This window comes from Bacillus sp. ME78 (assembly GCF_903970865.1).
Taxonomy (GTDB): Bacteria; Bacillota; Bacilli; order Bacillales; family Bacillaceae_G; genus Bacillus_A; species Bacillus_A cereus.
The window spans coordinates 169,613-186,512 of sequence record NZ_CAJCKK010000002.1; the positions used below are offsets into that span (position 1 = coordinate 169,613).

Consider the following 16,900-nt stretch of genomic DNA (forward strand, 5'->3'; position numbering starts at 1 on the left):
GCAGAAGGAAGATTTCGTTCATATTTTAAAAGGCCAAGCATACACTTGTACAAAAAGTGCCAAAAGGACGTGGGGGGAAATATGAGACGAATTTGTGTAATCATTACGCTTCTTATTATGTACGCAAGCGTTATGCCAATTCCTACATATGCAAAGATGAACAGCAATGTCAGTGCTCGAAATGCTGTATTAATGGAGCAACAGTCTGGTCGTGTATTATACGGAAAAGCAGAACATGAACCTCAAAAAATTGCTAGTATAACAAAAATTATGACTGCCTTGTTAGCTGCTGAATCAGGGAAGATGAAAGAAATGGTGTCAGTTAGCAATGAAGCGGTGAGGGTGGAAGGATCAGCAATCTATTTAAAGCCTGGACAAAAAGTGAAGTTAGAAGATTTAGTATACGGACTCATGCTTAGATCTGGTAATGACGCAGCGCAAGTAATTGCTGAAAGTGTGGGTGGGAGTATAGATGGATTCGTATATTTAATGAATGAAAAGGCGAAAGAAATTGGAATGAAAGATACTCACTTTTCAAACCCTCATGGTTTAGATGGAGATGGATCACATTATTCGTCGGCTTACGATATGGCGTTATTAACGAAGTATGCAATGGGAAACGAGTCATTTAAAAAAATCTTTGGAACAAAAACGTATAAATCCGATTCTTGGGATTACCCGTGGAAAAATAAACATAAGTTGGTAACGTCTTATTATGAATTTGCAACAGGAGGAAAAACAGGCTTTACGAAGAAAGCAGGAAGAACGCTTGTTACAACGGCATCAAAAGATGGACTAGATTTAATTGTCGTAACTTTGAGTGCTTCTAGTGATTGGGATGATCATATGAATCTATTTGACAAAGGATTCGAACGTTTCAAGCAAACGAAAGTTTTAGGACAAGGAGCAATTGCTGAAATAAATGAAAAGAAGTATGCCAACCATGTTTATACGAAAAATAGTTTTTCCGTGCCGTTAACTGAAGAGGAAAGAAAGAACGTGTTATTAAAAGTTGAACTGGATAAAAGTATAACGCTTGAGGATGGAGTAAAGGTTGGAAAGACAGATGTTTATGTTGGCAATGAGAAAGTTGGAGAACGGAATTTATTTTATAGTAAACGGAAGTTAGTAGCTACAACGGGACTTTACTGGAATAATGTGAAAGAAATTTTTTCTTACATGATAGGTGTTGGGAACGATGGTTAATCTCGTATGGGTAGCGATGGCTGTCATTGGGATTGTATACGCCATGATAAATGGAACGATGGAAGAAGTGAATAAGGCTGTATTTGACGGAGCAAAAGATGCAGTAACGATTTGTATAGGACTTATTAGTGTTTTAGTATTTTGGCTTGGTTTAATGAAAATTGCAGAGGAAGCCGGATTGTTAAAAAAATTAGTTTCACTTTTTATGCCGATAGTAAAAAGGTTGTTTCCAGAAATACCAAAGGACCATCCGTCCATGGGATTTATTCTATCAAATATGATGGCAAACTTTTTTGGTCTAGGTAATGCAGCAACCCCTCTTGGTATTAAAGCGATGGAACAACTAAAAGAGTTAAATGGAGGAAAGGATTCGGCGAGCCGTTCTATGGTGACGTTTCTAGCATTAAATACATCAGCTATTACATTAATTCCTACGACAGTCATTTCAATTCGAATGACGTATGAATCAGCCAATCCTACTGAAATTGTTGGGGTAACATTTATTGCACAAGTACTTTCTATGATTGGAGCGATTTGGATTGACCGCTATTTTTACCGAAGAAGGAGTAGAAAGGGGCGGAAAAAATGAGTATTGTAAATACAATTTCTTTATGGGTAATCCCTTGTGTAATTGGTTTTATCCTTTTATATGGCACGATAAAGAAAGTGCCGACGTATGAATCGTTCGTTGAGGGAGGAAAAGAAGGGATTCAAATTGCAATTTCCATTTTACCGTTTATGGTTGGAATGCTTGTTTCTATTTCTATATTCCGATCTTCAGGTGCGCTAGATGCAATGATATCAGTAATGAAGCCAATGCTAGATTTAATTCATGTTCCAGCAGAAATCGTTCCATTAGCACTAATACGCCCTATTTCAGGTTCTGCTGGTCTAAGTATTACGACTGATTTAATTGCCACATATGGGCCAGACTCATTCATTGGGAGATTAGCTTCTACGATGCAAGGGAGTACAGATACGACTTTTTATATTTTAACAGTATACTTCGGAGCTGTTGGTATTAGAAAAATGGGAGATGCATTAAAAGTAGGTCTTTTTGCAGATTTAATCGGAATTATTTGCTCGATTGTCTTTGTTTCCCTATTGTTTCAGTAAAGCTATTCATTTTTTATGCTATTTCGCGTATAATACGTATACGACCACTATTAAGGTGTAGCTTAATAGTGGTTTTTTTATGTGGTATTTTTGACAAAATGATGAACTTTTATTGTGAGAAATATGAAAAATATGGACAATAATAAAGGATAAAAACATGATTTGACCTTTATATGTTTAATATCATCGCTATGTTGTTTAAGTGAGATGGAGCGAATAACCGTAAAGCGTATGCGGTTGCCAAGTCTTTCTAATGTAAGGTAAGATAAATTCGAGGTGAAAAAAAGAAATGGAACGATTACAAAAAGTGATTGCGCAAGCAGGTATTGCATCGAGAAGAAAGGCTGAGGAATTAATTCAGCAAGGAAAAGTGAAAGTTAACGGAAAAATAGTGAAAGAGTTAGGAACAAAAGTAACTCCTCAAGATAAAGTAGAAGTAAATAACATCCCTCTTGAAAAAGAAGAACCTGTTTATTTTTTACTATATAAACCAACTGGTGTAATTTCAAGTGTATCAGATGATAAAGGTAGAAGTGTTGTAACAGACTTTTTCCCTGAAATTACACAACGTTTATTCCCAATCGGACGTCTAGATTATGATACGTCAGGAGTATTATTAATGACAAACGACGGGGACTTCGCAAATATATTAATGCATCCTAAATATAAAGTTGAAAAAACGTATGTTGCAAAAATAAAAGGCCCATTAACAGGTGAGAAAATTCGCATGTTAGAACGCGGTGTTGCACTAGAAGACGGTAAAACAGCACCAGCACATGTGAAAATTATTTCTTGGGACAAGCGTAAAGAAATGGCTATTGTACAATTAACAATTCATGAAGGACGTAACCGTCAAGTACGTCGTATGTTTGAAGCGTTAGACTGTAAAGTAGTGAAATTAAAACGTGAACGTTATGCTTTCTTAGAAGTAGGAAGCCTGCGACCTGGTGATGCGAGAGAATTGACACCACATGAGGTGAAACAATTACGCGCGCTTGCTTCTACAAAGCCAAGATAAGCTATAGAGTTAAAAATTCACCAGTGGAGTGCTCTGCTGGTGATTTATTCAATACAACATTTACAGAAGATAATACATAACATTTACCGAGGAGAGGAGAGGTAATATGAAGAAAAATCGCTTATTATTTCGCGTTATTATTCTACTCATTTTATGTGGTGCTGTAGGATTTACCCTTTATCAAGGATTCTTTGCTAATAAAGAGAAAATGCAAATCGGAAAAGAAGCACCTAACTTTGTTGTGACGGATTTAGAAGGGAAGAAAATTGAACTAAAAGATTTAAAGGGAAAAGGTGTATTTTTAAACTTTTGGGGTACGTGGTGTAAACCTTGTGAAAAAGAAATGCCTTATATGAATGAATTATATCCAAAGTATAAAGAAAAAGGCGTTGAAATCATAGCGTTAGATGCGGATGAAACGGATATTGCAGTAAAGAACTTTGTGAACCAATATGGTTTGAAATTCCCAGTTGCTATTGATAAAGGACAAAAGATTATAGGAACATATGGAGTAGGTCCATTACCGACAAGCTTTTTGATTGATAAAGATGGAAAAGTAGTGGAGCAAATTATAGGTGAACAAACGAAAGAACAGTTAGAAGGGTATTTAAAGAAAATTACTCCGTAATAAAGAAAGCCTTTACATAAGAGGTGCGTGTCTATAGTGCCTCTGGTTTAAAAATTCTGAGTATTGCGGTAACTCAAGGTTAGAATATAAAATAGTACATATAGAGACAGGGGCGGTGAGAGTGTTGAAAGAAATTAAATGTGAATGTGGACATGTTAATCCGATAGGAACCGTTTTTTGTGAAGCTTGCGGGAAACCATTTGAAAGCAATGAAAATGCAAAACTATTGGATATGCGCTATGAGGGGAGTGCACGGAGATCTCTCACGCAAACAAAAACGATAGTCGATAAAATTTGGAGCTTTTTCTCTTCTGTAAAAGTGGGTGTATGGCTAATCGTAATAACTTTAGCTGCATCAGCGATAGGAACTATTTTTCCGCAAGAAATGTACATAACTCCAGGGATTGCACCAGCTGAATATTATAAACAAGAATACGGATTTTTAGGGCAATTATACTATCAATTAGGATTTAATAATTTATACGGTTCATGGTGGTATATGATTTTGATTGCTTCTATCGGTATTTCACTTGTGATATGTAGTTTAGACCGCGTTATTCCACTTTATAAAGCTTTAAAAAAGCAAGGCGTAAAAAGACATCCTAGCTTTTTAAAGAGACAGAGATTATATGGGACTGGTACACCGAAAGATGGTGACCTGGAAAGAGTGCAAAAGAATTTAAAGAAAAGAAACTATAACGTGAAAGTGGAAGACGGAAACGTTTTAGCAGAAAAGGGACGCTTCTCGCGTTGGGGTCCATATGTAAATCATATCGGTCTTATTATCTTTTTATTCGGTGCGATGCTTCGTTTTTTACCGAGTATGTACGTAGACGAAGCACTTTGGTTACGTGATGGTGAAACGAAAGAAATACCAGGGACGGATGGACAATACTACTTAAAAAACGAGAAATTTATAAAAGAAGTTTATGATAAAAGTAAGGACAAGGAAGTTTTTGAGGAAGCGATTGATCGTGTAGGCGATAAAATGATTGCGAAAAACTTCCAAACGAATGCTGTATTATATAAAGCTGTGGACGAAAATATAGCAGGGCAAAAACCAAAGTTGGAAAAAGTAAAAGAAGCGGAAATTCGAGTAAATGAACCACTGAAATTTGATCAATTTGCAGTGTATCAAGTGGATTATAAAGAAAGTGAATTTAAAAGTATGTCCTTCAACTTGCAAAATAAAGAAAATAATCAAAAATGGGGACCGATTAAAGTAGATTTAACGAATCCTAAGGAAAAATATGATTTAGGAAATGGTTATTCTCTAGAACTATTAAGCTATTTTCCTGATTTTTATTTTGATGAGAATGGAAAACCAAATACAAAAACGAAATTACCGAACAATCCTGCATTTGTATTTAAAATGTTTACACCTGAAACACCAGATGGTGAAGTGAGTTTTGTTGGTATTCAGCAAAATATAGAACCTGATGGAAACAACAAATATAAAATGTCGTTTGCAGGTGTTGAAATGCAAAATGCAACAGCACTTACTGTAAGAAAAGATTTAACGCTTTGGATTCTCGGTATTGGAGGGTTTATATTTATGGTTGGTGTCATTCAAGGTATGTATTGGAATCATCGCCGTATTTGGATACAACGTGTTAATGATGAATGGTGGATTGCAGGGCATACGAATAAAAATTGGTTCGGTTTAAAGAAAGATATTGAAAGAGTAATAGAAGGTACAGCAATTCCACAGCCAAATGATAAAGTAATCGATAAAAAAATTAGTTAAGGTGGGGAAACGATATGGTGCAAATAAGTAGTAACTTTCTCTTTACCGCATTTATTTTATATTTAATTGCGACTCTATTTTTTGGTGGAGCCATTAAAGAAAAGGGTCATAAATGGGCAAATGTAGGAATAACAATTACAATTTTAGGGTTTATAGCACAAACAGTATATTTTGTTACAAGGTGGATTGCATCAGGGCATGCACCAGTTAGTAACTTTTTTGAATTCGGTACATTTTTCGGCATGATGCTTGTAGGAGCATTTATTGTAATGTATTTTATGTACCGTGTAAGTATAATTGGACTATTTGCATTACCAGTTGCGCTTTTATTAATTGCCTATGCAAGTATGTTTCCGAGGGAAATATCTCCGCTTATTCCATCTTTAAAAAGTAATTGGTTACATATTCACGTGACGACTGCAGCAGCAGGACAAGCAATTTTAGCGATTAGTTTTATTACGGGCGTTATGTATTTATTAAAAAATGTAGATCAATCAACGAGAAGTAAACGGACATTTTGGCTAGAGACGGTAGTATTTACACTTGTTTGTACAGTTGGATTTATTGGAGTAACAACGGTATTTTCTAGTATGAAATATGAAGCGAAGTTTCAATGGGTTGATAAAAATGAACAGCAACTGGAAATGAAGTACAATCTTCCGGCTTTAGTTGGACCGCATGAAGGGAAGTTACTGACAGAAAATAAATTAGAACCGGCAGTTGAAGTTCCAGCGATTGTAAATGCGAAGAAATTAAATACTGTTATTTGGTCAGTGTTAGTTGGAACATTACTTTATATTGTATTAAGACTTGTTTTACGGAAGCGAGTATCGGCAGCACTTCAGCCGTTAGTAAAGAATACGAATAGTGATTTACTAGATGAAATCGGATATCGATCTATTGCAATTGGATTCCCAGTTTTCACATTAGGAGCGTTAATTTTTGCAATGATTTGGGCTCAAATAGCGTGGACGCGTTTTTGGGGCTGGGATCCGAAAGAGGTTTGGGCACTTATAACGTGGCTCTTTTATGCTGCAGTACTACATTTACGATTATCTAAAGGGTGGCATGGAGAGAAATCAGCTTGGCTTGCAGTAATTGGTTTTGCAATTATTATGTTTAACTTTATTGTAGTAAACTTAATTATTGCCGGTTTACATTCATATGCATAGAGAAATAAAATAGGAGAGTGCATGTCACTTTCCTATTTTATTTTTGTCAACTTTTCTTCTTTTTTGAGAAAAACATGACAAAGTAGCGGTTGATTTTGTAAAATGATGTCGAGGACATTATATACTGTTCAAAAAAAATACATAGTTTTGGAAAAAAATTGAACAAAATTTATTATTCTTGTGAAGCATAATATGGGAAGTGAAACATTTAGAAGATTGCTTAAATAAACGAGAATAGCGCAACATAATAGTAAAGAAGGGTAGGTGTGAACCGCTGAAGTGAGAGTACGCAGCGGGTAGAGATGGAAAATGAATCAAGAATTTTAATTGTAGATGATGAGGATCGTATTCGTCGTTTATTGAAAATGTACTTAGAAAGAGAACAATACACAATTGAAGAAGCAGATAATGGTGATACAGCTTTAGAAATGGCGTTACAAAATGATTACGATTTAATCTTATTAGATCTTATGATGCCTGGTAAAGATGGCATTGAAGTATGTAAAGGGGTTCGTGAGAAGAAAGCGACACCAATTATTATGCTGACAGCAAAAGGTGAAGAAGTAAATAGAGTACAAGGATTTGAAGTTGGAACAGATGATTATATTGTAAAGCCATTTAGTCCACGTGAGGTCGTGCTACGTGTGAAAGCGGTATTACGTCGTGCTGTACCAACAACATTCTTTACACAAGATACAACGACAAAAGATGTTACTGTATTCCCGCACTTAACAATTGACAACGATGCACACCGTGTTACTGCAGATGGTAATGAAGTAAACTTAACGCCGAAAGAATATGAGTTACTATTATTTTTAGCGAAAGCTCCTGATAAAGTATTCGATCGTGAGCAACTGTTAAAAGAAGTATGGCAATATGAATTCTTCGGAGATTTACGTACAGTTGATACACATGTAAAGCGTTTACGTGAGAAGTTAAGCAAAAAATCACCAGATGCAGCGAAAATGATTGTTACTGTTTGGGGTGTAGGTTACAAATTTGAGGTTGTGAACGACTGATGCTTTGGAGAAGTGTAGTAGGGAAGTTATGGATGACCATATTACTTCTCGTTTCGTTTGTTCTTGGATTTGTTGCGATTTTACTTTCACAGTTTTTTAGAACGTATTATGTTGATATGAGTGAAGCTAGGCTTCAAAAAGTCGCAACAAGTGTTTCAGAGTTAATTGAAGAAGGTGCCGATGTAAAAACGATTGAGAATATCGCTTACAAATTCTCTGATCCACTTTCAAGGATTATTATTGTAGAAGATGGTAAAGAAATCTCTTCTTCACCGAAACAAGAAGGCTTAGTCACTCTTACAATGGATGACTTAAAAGAAGATAAAGAATTAGCGGCTGTGTTTACAGACAAAAAAGAAATTAAGAATAACATTAGAAAAGCCTCTAATAGTAGAAAGAATAAAAATACTGAAAATGATATTATGATTGTCGGAAAACCAGTGCAATCAAAAAATCAAAGTGCAGTGTTTGTGTACGAATCTTTACAAGTGCCGATACAAGGTATGGAAAGAACGACTGATTTTATATTCTTATCAGCAGGGATTGCGATTATATTAACAACTTTCTTTGCATTCTTCTTATCTACTCGAATTACAGCACCACTTCGTAAAATGCGTGAGGTTGCTTTTGAAGTGTCGCGTGGGAAGTTTGATGCGAAAGCCCCTATGGTATCTCAGGACGAGATTGGTGAGCTTGCAACGGCCTTAAATCAAATGGGGAAACAGTTGAAGTTTAATATGAATGCCCTGCAGCAAGAGAAAGAACAGTTAGCAAGTATTTTGAGTAGTATGGCAGATGGGGTTATTACATTAAATCAAGAAGGTGAAGTTGTAGTAATCAATCCGCCGGCTGAACATTTCTTACAAGTTTGGCAAGAAGAAAAAGAGATAGAGCTCAGTAAAAAACTGCCTTCTGAACTTGTTGAACTATTCCATCTCGTTGTAGAAAGCGAACAACAACAAGTTGTTGAAATTAATTTACAAAAAGGGAACTATGTAGTTCTTATGACGCCGCTCTACAATCAAACGAAAATTCGCGGGGCTGTAGCAGTACTGCGAGATATGACGGAAGAACGTCGTCTTGAAAAGATGCGTCAAGACTTTATTGCGAATGTATCGCATGAACTTCGTACACCGATGGTCATGCTGCAAGGGTATAGTGAAGCAATTTTAGATGATATTGTGCAAACGAAAGAAGAAATTAATGAGTTTGTTCAAATCATTTATGATGAATCCGTTCGTTTAGGTAAACTTGTAAATGAATTATTAGATTTAGCACGCATGGAAAGTGGTAATGTAGAGTTACATATAGGTGAAGTGGACATACATCCGTTTGTTGAAAAAATTGGTCGTAAATTCCAAGGGATTGCAAAGGATAAAGAAGTTGAACTAACAGTTGATTTCAAAAATCCAATTGAACAATACCCGTTTGATGCAGATCGTATGGAACAAGTATTGACGAATTTAATTGATAACGCAATACGTCATACGAACGCAGGCGGACATGTAACACTTGTAATTGATACGAAAAATAATGGTCTCATTTTTGAAGTACAAGATTCGGGCGTTGGTATTCCAGAAGAAGATATTCCATTTTTATTTGATCGTTTCTATAAAGCTGATAAAGCAAGAACACGTGGGAAAAAAGGTGGAACAGGACTCGGGCTTGCGATTGCGAAAAATATTGTTCAAGGCCATGATGGTAAAATTTCTGTATCAAGTGTTGTTGGAGAAGGAACTACATTCTCTGTCTATTTACCGAATCGTATAATTTAGATATACGTTTTTAAAGTTGGTAATGAATAAAGTTCTGCTGTTTTTTATTTTTTTGTAAACTCAATTAAATAAAGAATGGTAGAACTTTTTTCTATGTTGCTCGAATAAAGAATAACAAGAGAGGTGCTGTGAAGAAATGAAATTATATACAAAAACAGGAGATAAAGGAACGACAAGTGTAATAGGTGGTAGGGTTGATAAAGATGATATCCGTGTGGAAGCGTATGGAACAATAGACGAGGCGAATTCTCATATCGGATATGCAATGACTAAACTACAAGGCGGGCCTTTCGGAGATATTTACAATGAACTTGAAACGATTCAACATGAACTATTTGATTGCGGGGGAGACTTGGCGATAGTAGGCGAGAAGATACCTTATAAAGTAAAAATTGAAATGGTCGAAAACTTAGAAAGTAGGATTGATTCGTATATAGAAGAAGCACCGCCGCTAGAGCGCTTTATTTTACCAGGTGGAAGCGAGTCGGCAGCTGCTATTCATATTGCACGTACAGTTGTAAGGCGAGCAGAACGATGTATCGTGTCCTTACAAAAAGAAGGGAAAATAAATGAAGTTGTTTTAAAGTATGTAAATAGATTATCTGACTATTTATTTGCAGTAGCTAGAGTAATAAACGCTCGATTACAAGTAAAAGATGTAGAGTATAATCGCAGTGCAATCGTTTTTCGTGATAAGAAAGAGAAGGAAGTGGAGTGATTCACTTTCTTTTTTGTATACTTTTTTCTGTAATATACCAAAATAGAGAAGGTATGGTGGTAATTAGAAAACGGAGGATGTATATGAAAGTTTTAAAATACGGCGTTATGTTATTGACAGTACTGTTTTTATCTCAATTACATGTGTACGCAGAGGGAAATCAATGGGCATGGCCTGTTGAAGGACAGATAAGTGATTATTTTGGGACAAGACACGGAAAACACTACGGTATAGATATAGCGGCACCAATCGGCACGCCTGTGTCAGCTATTCAAGAAGGGAAGGTAACAAAGTCTTATTATTCAAGTAGTTATGGAAACGTTATATTTATTAAACATGGAGAATATGAGGCTGTGTATGCACATTTAAATAAGAGATATGTAGTTCAAGGGGATTATATTTCAAAAGGAGAAAAAATTGGAGAAGTAGGGAACACGGGAGAATCGCGAGGTGCACACTTACATCTAGAACTTCATCAAGGAAGATGGACGATGGCGAAAAAGAATGCGATGAACCCATTGCTTGTTTTAAGTGAACAAAGAAATGAAGTTGTTTCTTCATCATTATATGTCGTACAAAAAGGGGATACTTTAGTTAGTATTGCACGGAAATTTAGTATGACACTTAAGGAAATTAAAGAAAAAAATGGATTGCAGCAAGAGCTAATTTATCCTAATCAACAATTATATGTTAAGTAAAGGCAACGTCTCAAAAATTAAACTTTGAATATTCTTAAATAAGGTTCAATGTAAATGAAATTATATGGGCGCTTCTCCTAGAAGTATTGAGTGAATTAGAGTATCTATATTTAAAAGAAAACCGTCCCAAAATTTATTTTGGGACGGTTTCTTTTACCAAAAAATAAAGACACATATAAATCCAGAAATAGCTAAATAGCTATATAAGTAAAAAACTTTTGTTCTTGTTTTCTCTTTTGTTCGAAACAGTACGATAGTCGGTTCAATTAAACCGATTGTCAAACAAAGTAGGCCAAGAAGCATACAACCAATCGAAATAGAATACAGGGCGATTTGTGGTGCTTGAAATGGAATCATCCATTTTAATAAAAATGCAATAAGTGCAGTGTAACAAATGCTACCGATGTATTTATTCAGTGGTGTATTAGAACGAAAGCCAGGAAGTTTTTTTAAGAAAGAGCGGGAAACAACTTCTGTTTGTAAAGATGTATGCTCTTCAATAATTTTTTGAGCTTCTTTTCCTTTTTGAAAAAGAGATAAGATCCAATTTCGCTCACCCTGAAAAATAAATTGAGAAGTTGTCAAATAGTGATCAATCTTCACTTTACTCCAACTCTTCCACGGATGACGCTCACACAATTTTAATTTACTTTCTGTTTTCTTATCATACTGATAAATACTGATGCCATCTTCATCGAAAGTAGCATAGTATGTCTCGTTTGAGAATGTGCCTAAATCAATTGGGCAGTAGAAAAGTAATTCTTTTTTTAAGTAAAAGTATTCTTTTCTTAAGTTTTTTTTCATTGCTTCTCGAATAGAATGTCTCTTTTCTTTTTTCATGACATTTCCTCCATAACTCAGAAAATGTTCTTATCTTAACAATTCAATATCTTATCACTTTTAATTATATATGACTAGGTAATTCAAAAGAGAAATGCCGAATAATAAAAAATATGGATTGTATTGTAAAATATTTCGCAATTCATTTGTTGTTACGAAAAATAAATAACTAATTTTAAATAAGTTACAATTTTTTAGTTCACAATGTTATGAGGTTGTTGTATAATGAAGGGGAAAATAGAATATCGGTCTATCTTCGGGGCAGGGTGAAAATCCCGACCGGCGGTGATGAACTATTTATGATTTTGTTCTAAGCCCGCGAGCCGTTAAGGCAGGATTTGGTGTGATTCCAAAGCCGACAGTATAGTCTGGATGGGAGAAGATGGAGGTTCAAGCGTTCAAAAAAGATATGGATTTGAACGTCTGTTTGATGTGCCTTAAATTCTCCCTTTGTGTAAAACACAAAGGGTTTTTTCGTTCTATGAAAAAATAGGCATAGCAGAACCTTTCCACTTTCCATGAGATGATCGATGGAAAAGGAGAGAGAAAGATGAAACAAAAAAACAGTGTAGTGCAGATGGTGAGTGTAGCGATGCTAAGTAGTATTGCATATTTACTAATGATGTTGGATTTCCCGTTCCCAGGGCTTCCGCCATTTTTGAAAATTGATTTTAGTGATGTACCAGCTCTAATTGCAGCAATTATCTTTGGACCAGTAGCAGGAGTGATTGTAGAGGCGATAAAGAACATTTTACATTACGGGATTCAAGGAAGTTTAACAGGAGTACCAGTTGGAGAAATTGCAAACTTTATTGCAGGATGTTTATTTATTGGACCAGCAGCTTTCTTATTTAGAAAGTATCGTACTGTGAAGAGTTTAACGACAGGATTAATGCTAGGGACAATTACAATGGCACTTATTATGAGTGTATTAAACTACATCATCATATTCCCGGCTTACACTTGGTTTTTAAATTCACCGGCTATGTCTAGCGAAGCTATCAGAACAACGGTTGTAACGGCAATCTTACCATTTAATTTAATTAAAGGAATTGTTGTAACAATTGTATTTGTAGCATTATTCTCACGCCTGAAAGTATGGGTGTTTGCAAAAATGAAAAATGCATAATATATATTAAAACCATTAGTAGTGTGGAACTACTAATGGTTTTTTATTAAGGAAAATAAAATTGAGATACAAAAAACGCCCCTCATCAATATGAGGGGCGTTTTTTGAAGTTAATAAAAGACTATTCGAATTTTAAAGCGTCTCCGTCGAATGATTCGTCAGCAACTTTAATTGAGTCAGTTGGACAGCCTTCGAATGCATCCATCATATCTTCAATTAATACATCTGGAATTTCAACGATACCTTGGTTATCGTCTAATGTTACAAATGCAATACCTTCATCATCATAGTCATAAATGTCTGGTGCAGCAGCGCCACAAGCACCACATGCAATACAAGTATCTTTATCAACGATTGTATATTTTGCCATCTTTTTTCCCTCCTGATAATATGTATGTGAAAAGCTCGCCATAAAAATTATAACCTTATTGTAAAACGGTTTGTGAAACTTTTCAACATAAAATTATAATGATAATGCTTATCAATTAGAGTGTCAACTTATTTTTGAATTATGTCATAAGATTTTCAAAATACGTAAATGTGATTTCGTTTGATACAATAGAATATATACAAGTATATAGTTCTTATATGATAAGTTTAATGAGCGACAGTAGATAGTGTAATTGTACTGAAAAGAATGAAGTTAAGATTGGAAGGTGGAAGCGGTCATGCAAATACAATATACTTTGTTGCATTGTTTAAAACAATTGAATGGTGAAAGAACCGTTTCTTCTATTTATTATTTACTAAAGGGCAAACGTTCTTCGCAAACTTTACAAGATGGAAATATGTTCCGGATTTCTTTTTTATTCGGAATATATAAATCATTAAATAGAAATGACTATGATGGTGAAGTTGTAAAGTTGTTGCAAGCGGATTTTATTCAAGAAATACATGAAAATACATATGTGTTAACACCTACGGGTAAAATGCAGTTACATAAATGGGAGGAAGTTTATGCTTTTCCAGCACATTTGCATGGTTTACATTATGGTGAATTAGGTGAAACATTTTGGAAAAGATTATCATTGATTATTCAAACCATATCAAATTTACAACAGAATAATACGAAGTTTATCCCAATTCAACAAGATACAGAAATAATGATGTGGGTAAAACGTTTTCTAACAGGAAGGCCATATAAAAGAAGTGAGTTGGCGAGGAAACTATGGACGGAAGTACATAATCTTTTGGAAAAGAGTAATGCGATAGAAGCGACGATTGTAACATATCGACTAACGGGCTATGAACGTATTGGTTGTACATTGCAACAATTAGCAGAAATTACGAAACAAGATATATTCAGGGTGTATTTTTTATTTTGGGGTACAATGCATTTCTTTATACAAGAAGTTCGTGATAAAGAAAATGAATTTCCACTATTAGCTGAAATTATATCTTATCCAAATGAGAGAGCTGAATTATTTAGTTTATCCACGAAAAAAACATATAATTTTTGGAGACAAGGGCGTTCTTTAGAAGAAATAGCGACGATTCGGAATTTAAAGGTTGCAACGATAGAAGATCATTTTGTTGAAATTGCTTTGCGAGAAAAAGATTTTTCTATTGAAATGTTTATGGAAAAAGAAAAGATAGACAAAGTAATAAAAGTAATTGAAGCATTACAAACGCGGAAGTTACGTGTTTTGAAACAAGCGGTTGGAGAAGATATCTCTTATTTTGAAGTTCGTCTTGTATTAGCGCGGATGGAGGGTGTAAATGAAACTTGAAGAATATTTATATAAGTGGTTTGGATATTCTGAATTTCGTCCAGGTCAAAAAGGAGTTATTACAGATTTATTAGAAGGAAAAGATGTGATAGCAATGCTTCCGACTGGAAGAGGGAAATCTATGTGCTATCAGTTTCCGGGGCTTATGCGAGAAGGAACAGTGCTTGTTGTATCACCGTTATTATCTTTAATGGAAGATCAAGTGACACAATTAAAGTATGTTGTGAAAAACCGAGTGATAGCATTTAATAGTTTTCGGACATTAAATGAAAAAAGAGAAGCGATGAAAAAATTATCTTCATATAAATTTATTTTTGTTTCACCAGAGATGTTACAGTCGGAGTTATTAATTAGGGAATTGAAGAAAATTCATATTTCATTATTTGTTGTTGATGAGGCTCATTGTATTTCTCAATGGGGTTATGATTTTAGACCGGACTATAAGAAACTAAATGTAGTTATTGAAAATATTGGTTCTCCTACAGTATTAGCATTGACAGCCACAGCGACAAAAGGGGTACTACAAGATATCGCAGACAGTTTAAATTTAAAGGGTGCCGCGGAACATGTATACTCTATTGACCGTCCTAATATTGCAATGGAGGTGCAATTTGTAGAGACGATAGAAGAAAAGAAAGAGGCGCTTTTGGAGCAGGTGATGTATTTACAAGGGCCGGGAATTGTATATTGTTCAAGTAGAGCGTGGACAGAAAGGTTAACGGAATACTTGAGAGGAAAAGGTGTTACTGGTGTAGCTTTTTATCATGGTGGTATGGAACATGAAGAGCGTATGTTAATTCAACAACAGTTTATGAACGATCAATTGCAGCTTGTAATATGTACAAGTGCATTTGGTATGGGGGTAAATAAGGCGAATACGCAATATATTATTCATTTTCATTATCCAACTAATATAGCTTCTTACTTACAAGAAATCGGAAGAGCTGGAAGAGATGGCGAACCGAGTATAGCTATTTTATTGTGTAGTCCGTTGGATCATGATTTACCAATTTCAATCATTGAGGATGAATTGCCAAGTAAGTCGCAAATACAATTTTTATTTTCTTTACTACAAGAAAGAATGTTTCAAACGAAAGAATTACCAATAGAAGATGTAGAAGAAATTTGTTATAATGCAGCAAGATTTAATGAGCAATATTGGCGTTTCGTTCGTTATCATCTCGAACAGGTTGGAATTATACAACAACGAAGATTATTATTAGAGGGTTTGTCAGATGAAATTATGAACCGATTAATAGCTGAAGTAGAAATAAGGTTGCGTAATAAATATAGTGAGCTAGAAAATATGAAGTCATGGATACGAGTTAAAGGATGTAGACGTGAATATGTGCTGCAACAGTTCGGTTATAGGAAAGAGAAAGAGTTAAATAATTGCTGTGATTATTGTGGTATTACAAAAGAAGATTATAAAAAAAGACGAGCGCAACAATCGGATTTCGACTATAATTGGGAAACAGAGTTACAAAAGCTTTTCGGCCTAGAAAAGATGGGGGAATGATGAACATTCAAAGGCATAATGTTGAAGATATGAGTCCGCAGGAAATAAGGCTGAATCTATATATAACACAGTTAATTATTATCGGTATTGGCTGTTTACTAGCATATATATTATTTCAAGATGTAAAAGAAGTGTTTAATTTATGGAGATGGGAACCAGTATCTATACTTATTATAGGTGGTTTGTTAGCGATTGGTATTGTGTTATTAGATTATGTTGCAATGCGAGTGTTTCCAGAGTCTTGGTTTGATGATGGTGGTATTAACGATAAGATGTTTCGAGGAATGTCGGTTCTGCATTTACTCATTATTACGTTCGTAATCGGTTTTGCAGAAGAATTTTTATTTAGAGGTGTAGTGCAGACTCATTTTGGAATTGTAATTGCGAGTTTCGTATTTGCAGTGTTACATATTCGTTATATAGCAAAGCCATTTTTGTTTTGTTTCGTCTGTTTCATTAGTTTTGTCTTTGGTTATGTATTTGAATGGACAGGGAATTTGTTTATAACAATCTTTGCACACTTTCTTGTTGATTTTATAATGGGACTCCAATTAAGAAAATAAATGGAAGGTGGTGGTGAACAAC

At 34.9% G+C, this 16,900-nt stretch carries 17 protein-coding genes and 1 riboswitch; of the genes, 15 read left to right on the top strand and 2 right to left on the bottom strand.

What is annotated here, in order from left to right; genetic code table 11:
* The first annotated feature begins 81 nt into the window (after window positions 1-81).
* The 11 genes from H6481_RS04530 (at window position 82) to H6481_RS04580 (ending at window position 11,097) form a co-directional block, all read left to right on the top strand.
* Window positions 82-1,206: a D-alanyl-D-alanine carboxypeptidase family protein gene (locus H6481_RS04530; RefSeq protein WP_001252626.1), complete on the top strand. Its 1,125-nt coding sequence runs from the start codon at window positions 82-84 to the stop codon at window positions 1,204-1,206.
* Window positions 1,199-1,795: a spore maturation protein SpmA gene (gene spmA, locus H6481_RS04535; protein ID WP_000247810.1), complete on the top strand. Its 597-nt coding sequence runs from the start codon at window positions 1,199-1,201 to the stop codon at window positions 1,793-1,795. The genes H6481_RS04530 and spmA overlap by 8 nt, the downstream gene beginning before the upstream one ends.
* On the top strand, window positions 1,792-2,322 hold the full coding sequence (gene spmB / locus H6481_RS04540) for a spore maturation protein SpmB (protein ID WP_000029514.1): 531 nt from the start codon (window positions 1,792-1,794) through the stop codon (window positions 2,320-2,322). The genes spmA and spmB overlap by 4 nt, the downstream gene beginning before the upstream one ends.
* A 289-nt stretch (window positions 2,323-2,611) precedes the next feature.
* Window positions 2,612-3,340, top strand: a complete 729-nt coding sequence (gene rluB / locus H6481_RS04545; protein WP_000440553.1) for a 23S rRNA pseudouridine(2605) synthase RluB — start codon at window positions 2,612-2,614, stop codon at window positions 3,338-3,340.
* A 106-nt stretch (window positions 3,341-3,446) separates the two neighbouring features.
* Window positions 3,447-3,968, top strand: a complete 522-nt coding sequence (gene resA, locus H6481_RS04550) for a thiol-disulfide oxidoreductase ResA (protein WP_000742194.1) — start codon at window positions 3,447-3,449, stop codon at window positions 3,966-3,968.
* Between the two features lie 121 nt (window positions 3,969-4,089).
* On the top strand, window positions 4,090-5,715 hold the full coding sequence (resB, locus tag H6481_RS04555; RefSeq protein WP_182811103.1) for a cytochrome c biogenesis protein ResB: 1,626 nt from the start codon (window positions 4,090-4,092) through the stop codon (window positions 5,713-5,715).
* A 14-nt stretch (window positions 5,716-5,729) separates the two neighbouring features.
* A complete protein-coding gene (gene resC / locus H6481_RS04560; RefSeq protein WP_000250087.1) occupies window positions 5,730-6,887 on the top strand; it encodes a cytochrome c biogenesis protein ResC in 1,158 nt (385 codons plus the stop codon).
* A gap of 302 nt (window positions 6,888-7,189) precedes the next feature.
* On the top strand, window positions 7,190-7,906 hold the full coding sequence (gene resD / locus H6481_RS04565) for a DNA-binding response regulator ResD (protein ID WP_000426861.1): 717 nt from the start codon (window positions 7,190-7,192) through the stop codon (window positions 7,904-7,906).
* Window positions 7,906-9,681, top strand: coding sequence for a sensor histidine kinase ResE (gene resE, locus H6481_RS04570; protein ID WP_000964683.1), 1,776 nt, complete (start codon window positions 7,906-7,908; stop codon window positions 9,679-9,681). Before resD ends, resE begins: the two co-directional genes overlap by 1 nt.
* A 136-nt stretch (window positions 9,682-9,817) precedes the next feature.
* Window positions 9,818-10,399, top strand: coding sequence for a cob(I)yrinic acid a,c-diamide adenosyltransferase (locus H6481_RS04575; protein ID WP_000781271.1), 582 nt, complete (start codon window positions 9,818-9,820; stop codon window positions 10,397-10,399).
* Between the two features lie 83 nt (window positions 10,400-10,482).
* Window positions 10,483-11,097: a peptidoglycan DD-metalloendopeptidase family protein gene (locus H6481_RS04580; RefSeq protein ID WP_000866228.1), complete on the top strand. Its 615-nt coding sequence runs from the start codon at window positions 10,483-10,485 to the stop codon at window positions 11,095-11,097.
* 153 nt (window positions 11,098-11,250) lie between these two features.
* Here the strand turns inward: H6481_RS04580 and H6481_RS04585 are convergent, their stop codons facing one another.
* Complete coding sequence (locus H6481_RS04585; RefSeq protein ID WP_000711798.1) at window positions 11,251-11,937, bottom strand: hypothetical protein; 687 nt, start codon at window positions 11,935-11,937, stop codon at window positions 11,251-11,253.
* Between the two features lie 248 nt (window positions 11,938-12,185).
* Window positions 12,186-12,325, top strand: a riboswitch (FMN riboswitch).
* 162 nt (window positions 12,326-12,487) lie between these two features.
* On the opposite strand from H6481_RS04585, the gene H6481_RS04590 reads away from it, so the two are divergent.
* Window positions 12,488-13,066 (top strand): ECF transporter S component, encoded by a 579-nt coding sequence (locus H6481_RS04590; RefSeq protein WP_000810856.1) that lies wholly within the window; start codon window positions 12,488-12,490, stop codon window positions 13,064-13,066.
* A gap of 121 nt (window positions 13,067-13,187) precedes the next feature.
* Here the strand turns inward: H6481_RS04590 and H6481_RS04595 are convergent, their stop codons facing one another.
* Window positions 13,188-13,436 (bottom strand): ferredoxin, encoded by a 249-nt coding sequence (locus H6481_RS04595; protein ID WP_001151993.1) that lies wholly within the window; start codon window positions 13,434-13,436, stop codon window positions 13,188-13,190.
* 298 nt (window positions 13,437-13,734) lie between these two features.
* Here H6481_RS04595 and H6481_RS04600 point away from each other — a divergent pair, with 298 nt between their 5' ends.
* From H6481_RS04600 to H6481_RS04610, 3 genes are read left to right on the top strand one after another with little or no spacing between them, the layout of a single operon-like run.
* Entirely contained in the window at window positions 13,735-14,796 is a 1,062-nt protein-coding gene (locus H6481_RS04600; protein ID WP_001167017.1) for a helix-turn-helix domain-containing protein, read from the top strand.
* Entirely contained in the window at window positions 14,786-16,315 is a 1,530-nt protein-coding gene (gene recQ, locus H6481_RS04605; RefSeq protein WP_016082279.1) for an ATP-dependent DNA helicase RecQ, read from the top strand. Before H6481_RS04600 ends, recQ begins: the two co-directional genes overlap by 11 nt.
* On the top strand, window positions 16,315-16,878 hold the full coding sequence (locus H6481_RS04610) for a CPBP family intramembrane glutamic endopeptidase (protein WP_063546930.1): 564 nt from the start codon (window positions 16,315-16,317) through the stop codon (window positions 16,876-16,878). Before recQ ends, H6481_RS04610 begins: the two co-directional genes overlap by 1 nt.
* The last annotated feature ends 22 nt before the right edge of the window (window positions 16,879-16,900 follow it).

Excerpts from the sequence above, each read along its gene's own strand:
- recQ (WP_016082279.1), top strand. The coding sequence starts at position 14,786 with ATGAAACTTGAAGAATATTTATATAAGTGGTTTGGATATTCTGAATTT.
- spmB (WP_000029514.1), top strand. The coding sequence starts at position 1,792 with ATGAGTATTGTAAATACAATTTCTTTATGGGTAATCCCTTGTGTAATT.
- rluB (WP_000440553.1), top strand. The coding sequence starts at position 2,612 with ATGGAACGATTACAAAAAGTGATTGCGCAAGCAGGTATTGCATCGAGA.
- H6481_RS04595 (WP_001151993.1), bottom strand. The coding sequence starts at position 13,436 with ATGGCAAAATATACAATCGTTGATAAAGATACTTGTATTGCATGTGGT.
- H6481_RS04585 (WP_000711798.1), bottom strand. The coding sequence starts at position 11,937 with ATGAAAAAAGAAAAGAGACATTCTATTCGAGAAGCAATGAAAAAAAAC.
- resA (WP_000742194.1), top strand. The coding sequence starts at position 3,447 with ATGAAGAAAAATCGCTTATTATTTCGCGTTATTATTCTACTCATTTTA.
- H6481_RS04610 (WP_063546930.1), top strand. The coding sequence starts at position 16,315 with ATGAACATTCAAAGGCATAATGTTGAAGATATGAGTCCGCAGGAAATA.
- H6481_RS04580 (WP_000866228.1), top strand. The coding sequence starts at position 10,483 with ATGAAAGTTTTAAAATACGGCGTTATGTTATTGACAGTACTGTTTTTA.
- H6481_RS04575 (WP_000781271.1), top strand. The coding sequence starts at position 9,818 with ATGAAATTATATACAAAAACAGGAGATAAAGGAACGACAAGTGTAATA.
- spmA (WP_000247810.1), top strand. The coding sequence starts at position 1,199 with ATGGTTAATCTCGTATGGGTAGCGATGGCTGTCATTGGGATTGTATAC.
- resD (WP_000426861.1), top strand. The coding sequence starts at position 7,190 with ATGGAAAATGAATCAAGAATTTTAATTGTAGATGATGAGGATCGTATT.
- resC (WP_000250087.1), top strand. The coding sequence starts at position 5,730 with ATGGTGCAAATAAGTAGTAACTTTCTCTTTACCGCATTTATTTTATAT.
- resE (WP_000964683.1), top strand. The coding sequence starts at position 7,906 with ATGCTTTGGAGAAGTGTAGTAGGGAAGTTATGGATGACCATATTACTT.
- H6481_RS04530 (WP_001252626.1), top strand. The coding sequence starts at position 82 with ATGAGACGAATTTGTGTAATCATTACGCTTCTTATTATGTACGCAAGC.
- H6481_RS04590 (WP_000810856.1), top strand. The coding sequence starts at position 12,488 with ATGAAACAAAAAAACAGTGTAGTGCAGATGGTGAGTGTAGCGATGCTA.
- H6481_RS04600 (WP_001167017.1), top strand. The coding sequence starts at position 13,735 with ATGCAAATACAATATACTTTGTTGCATTGTTTAAAACAATTGAATGGT.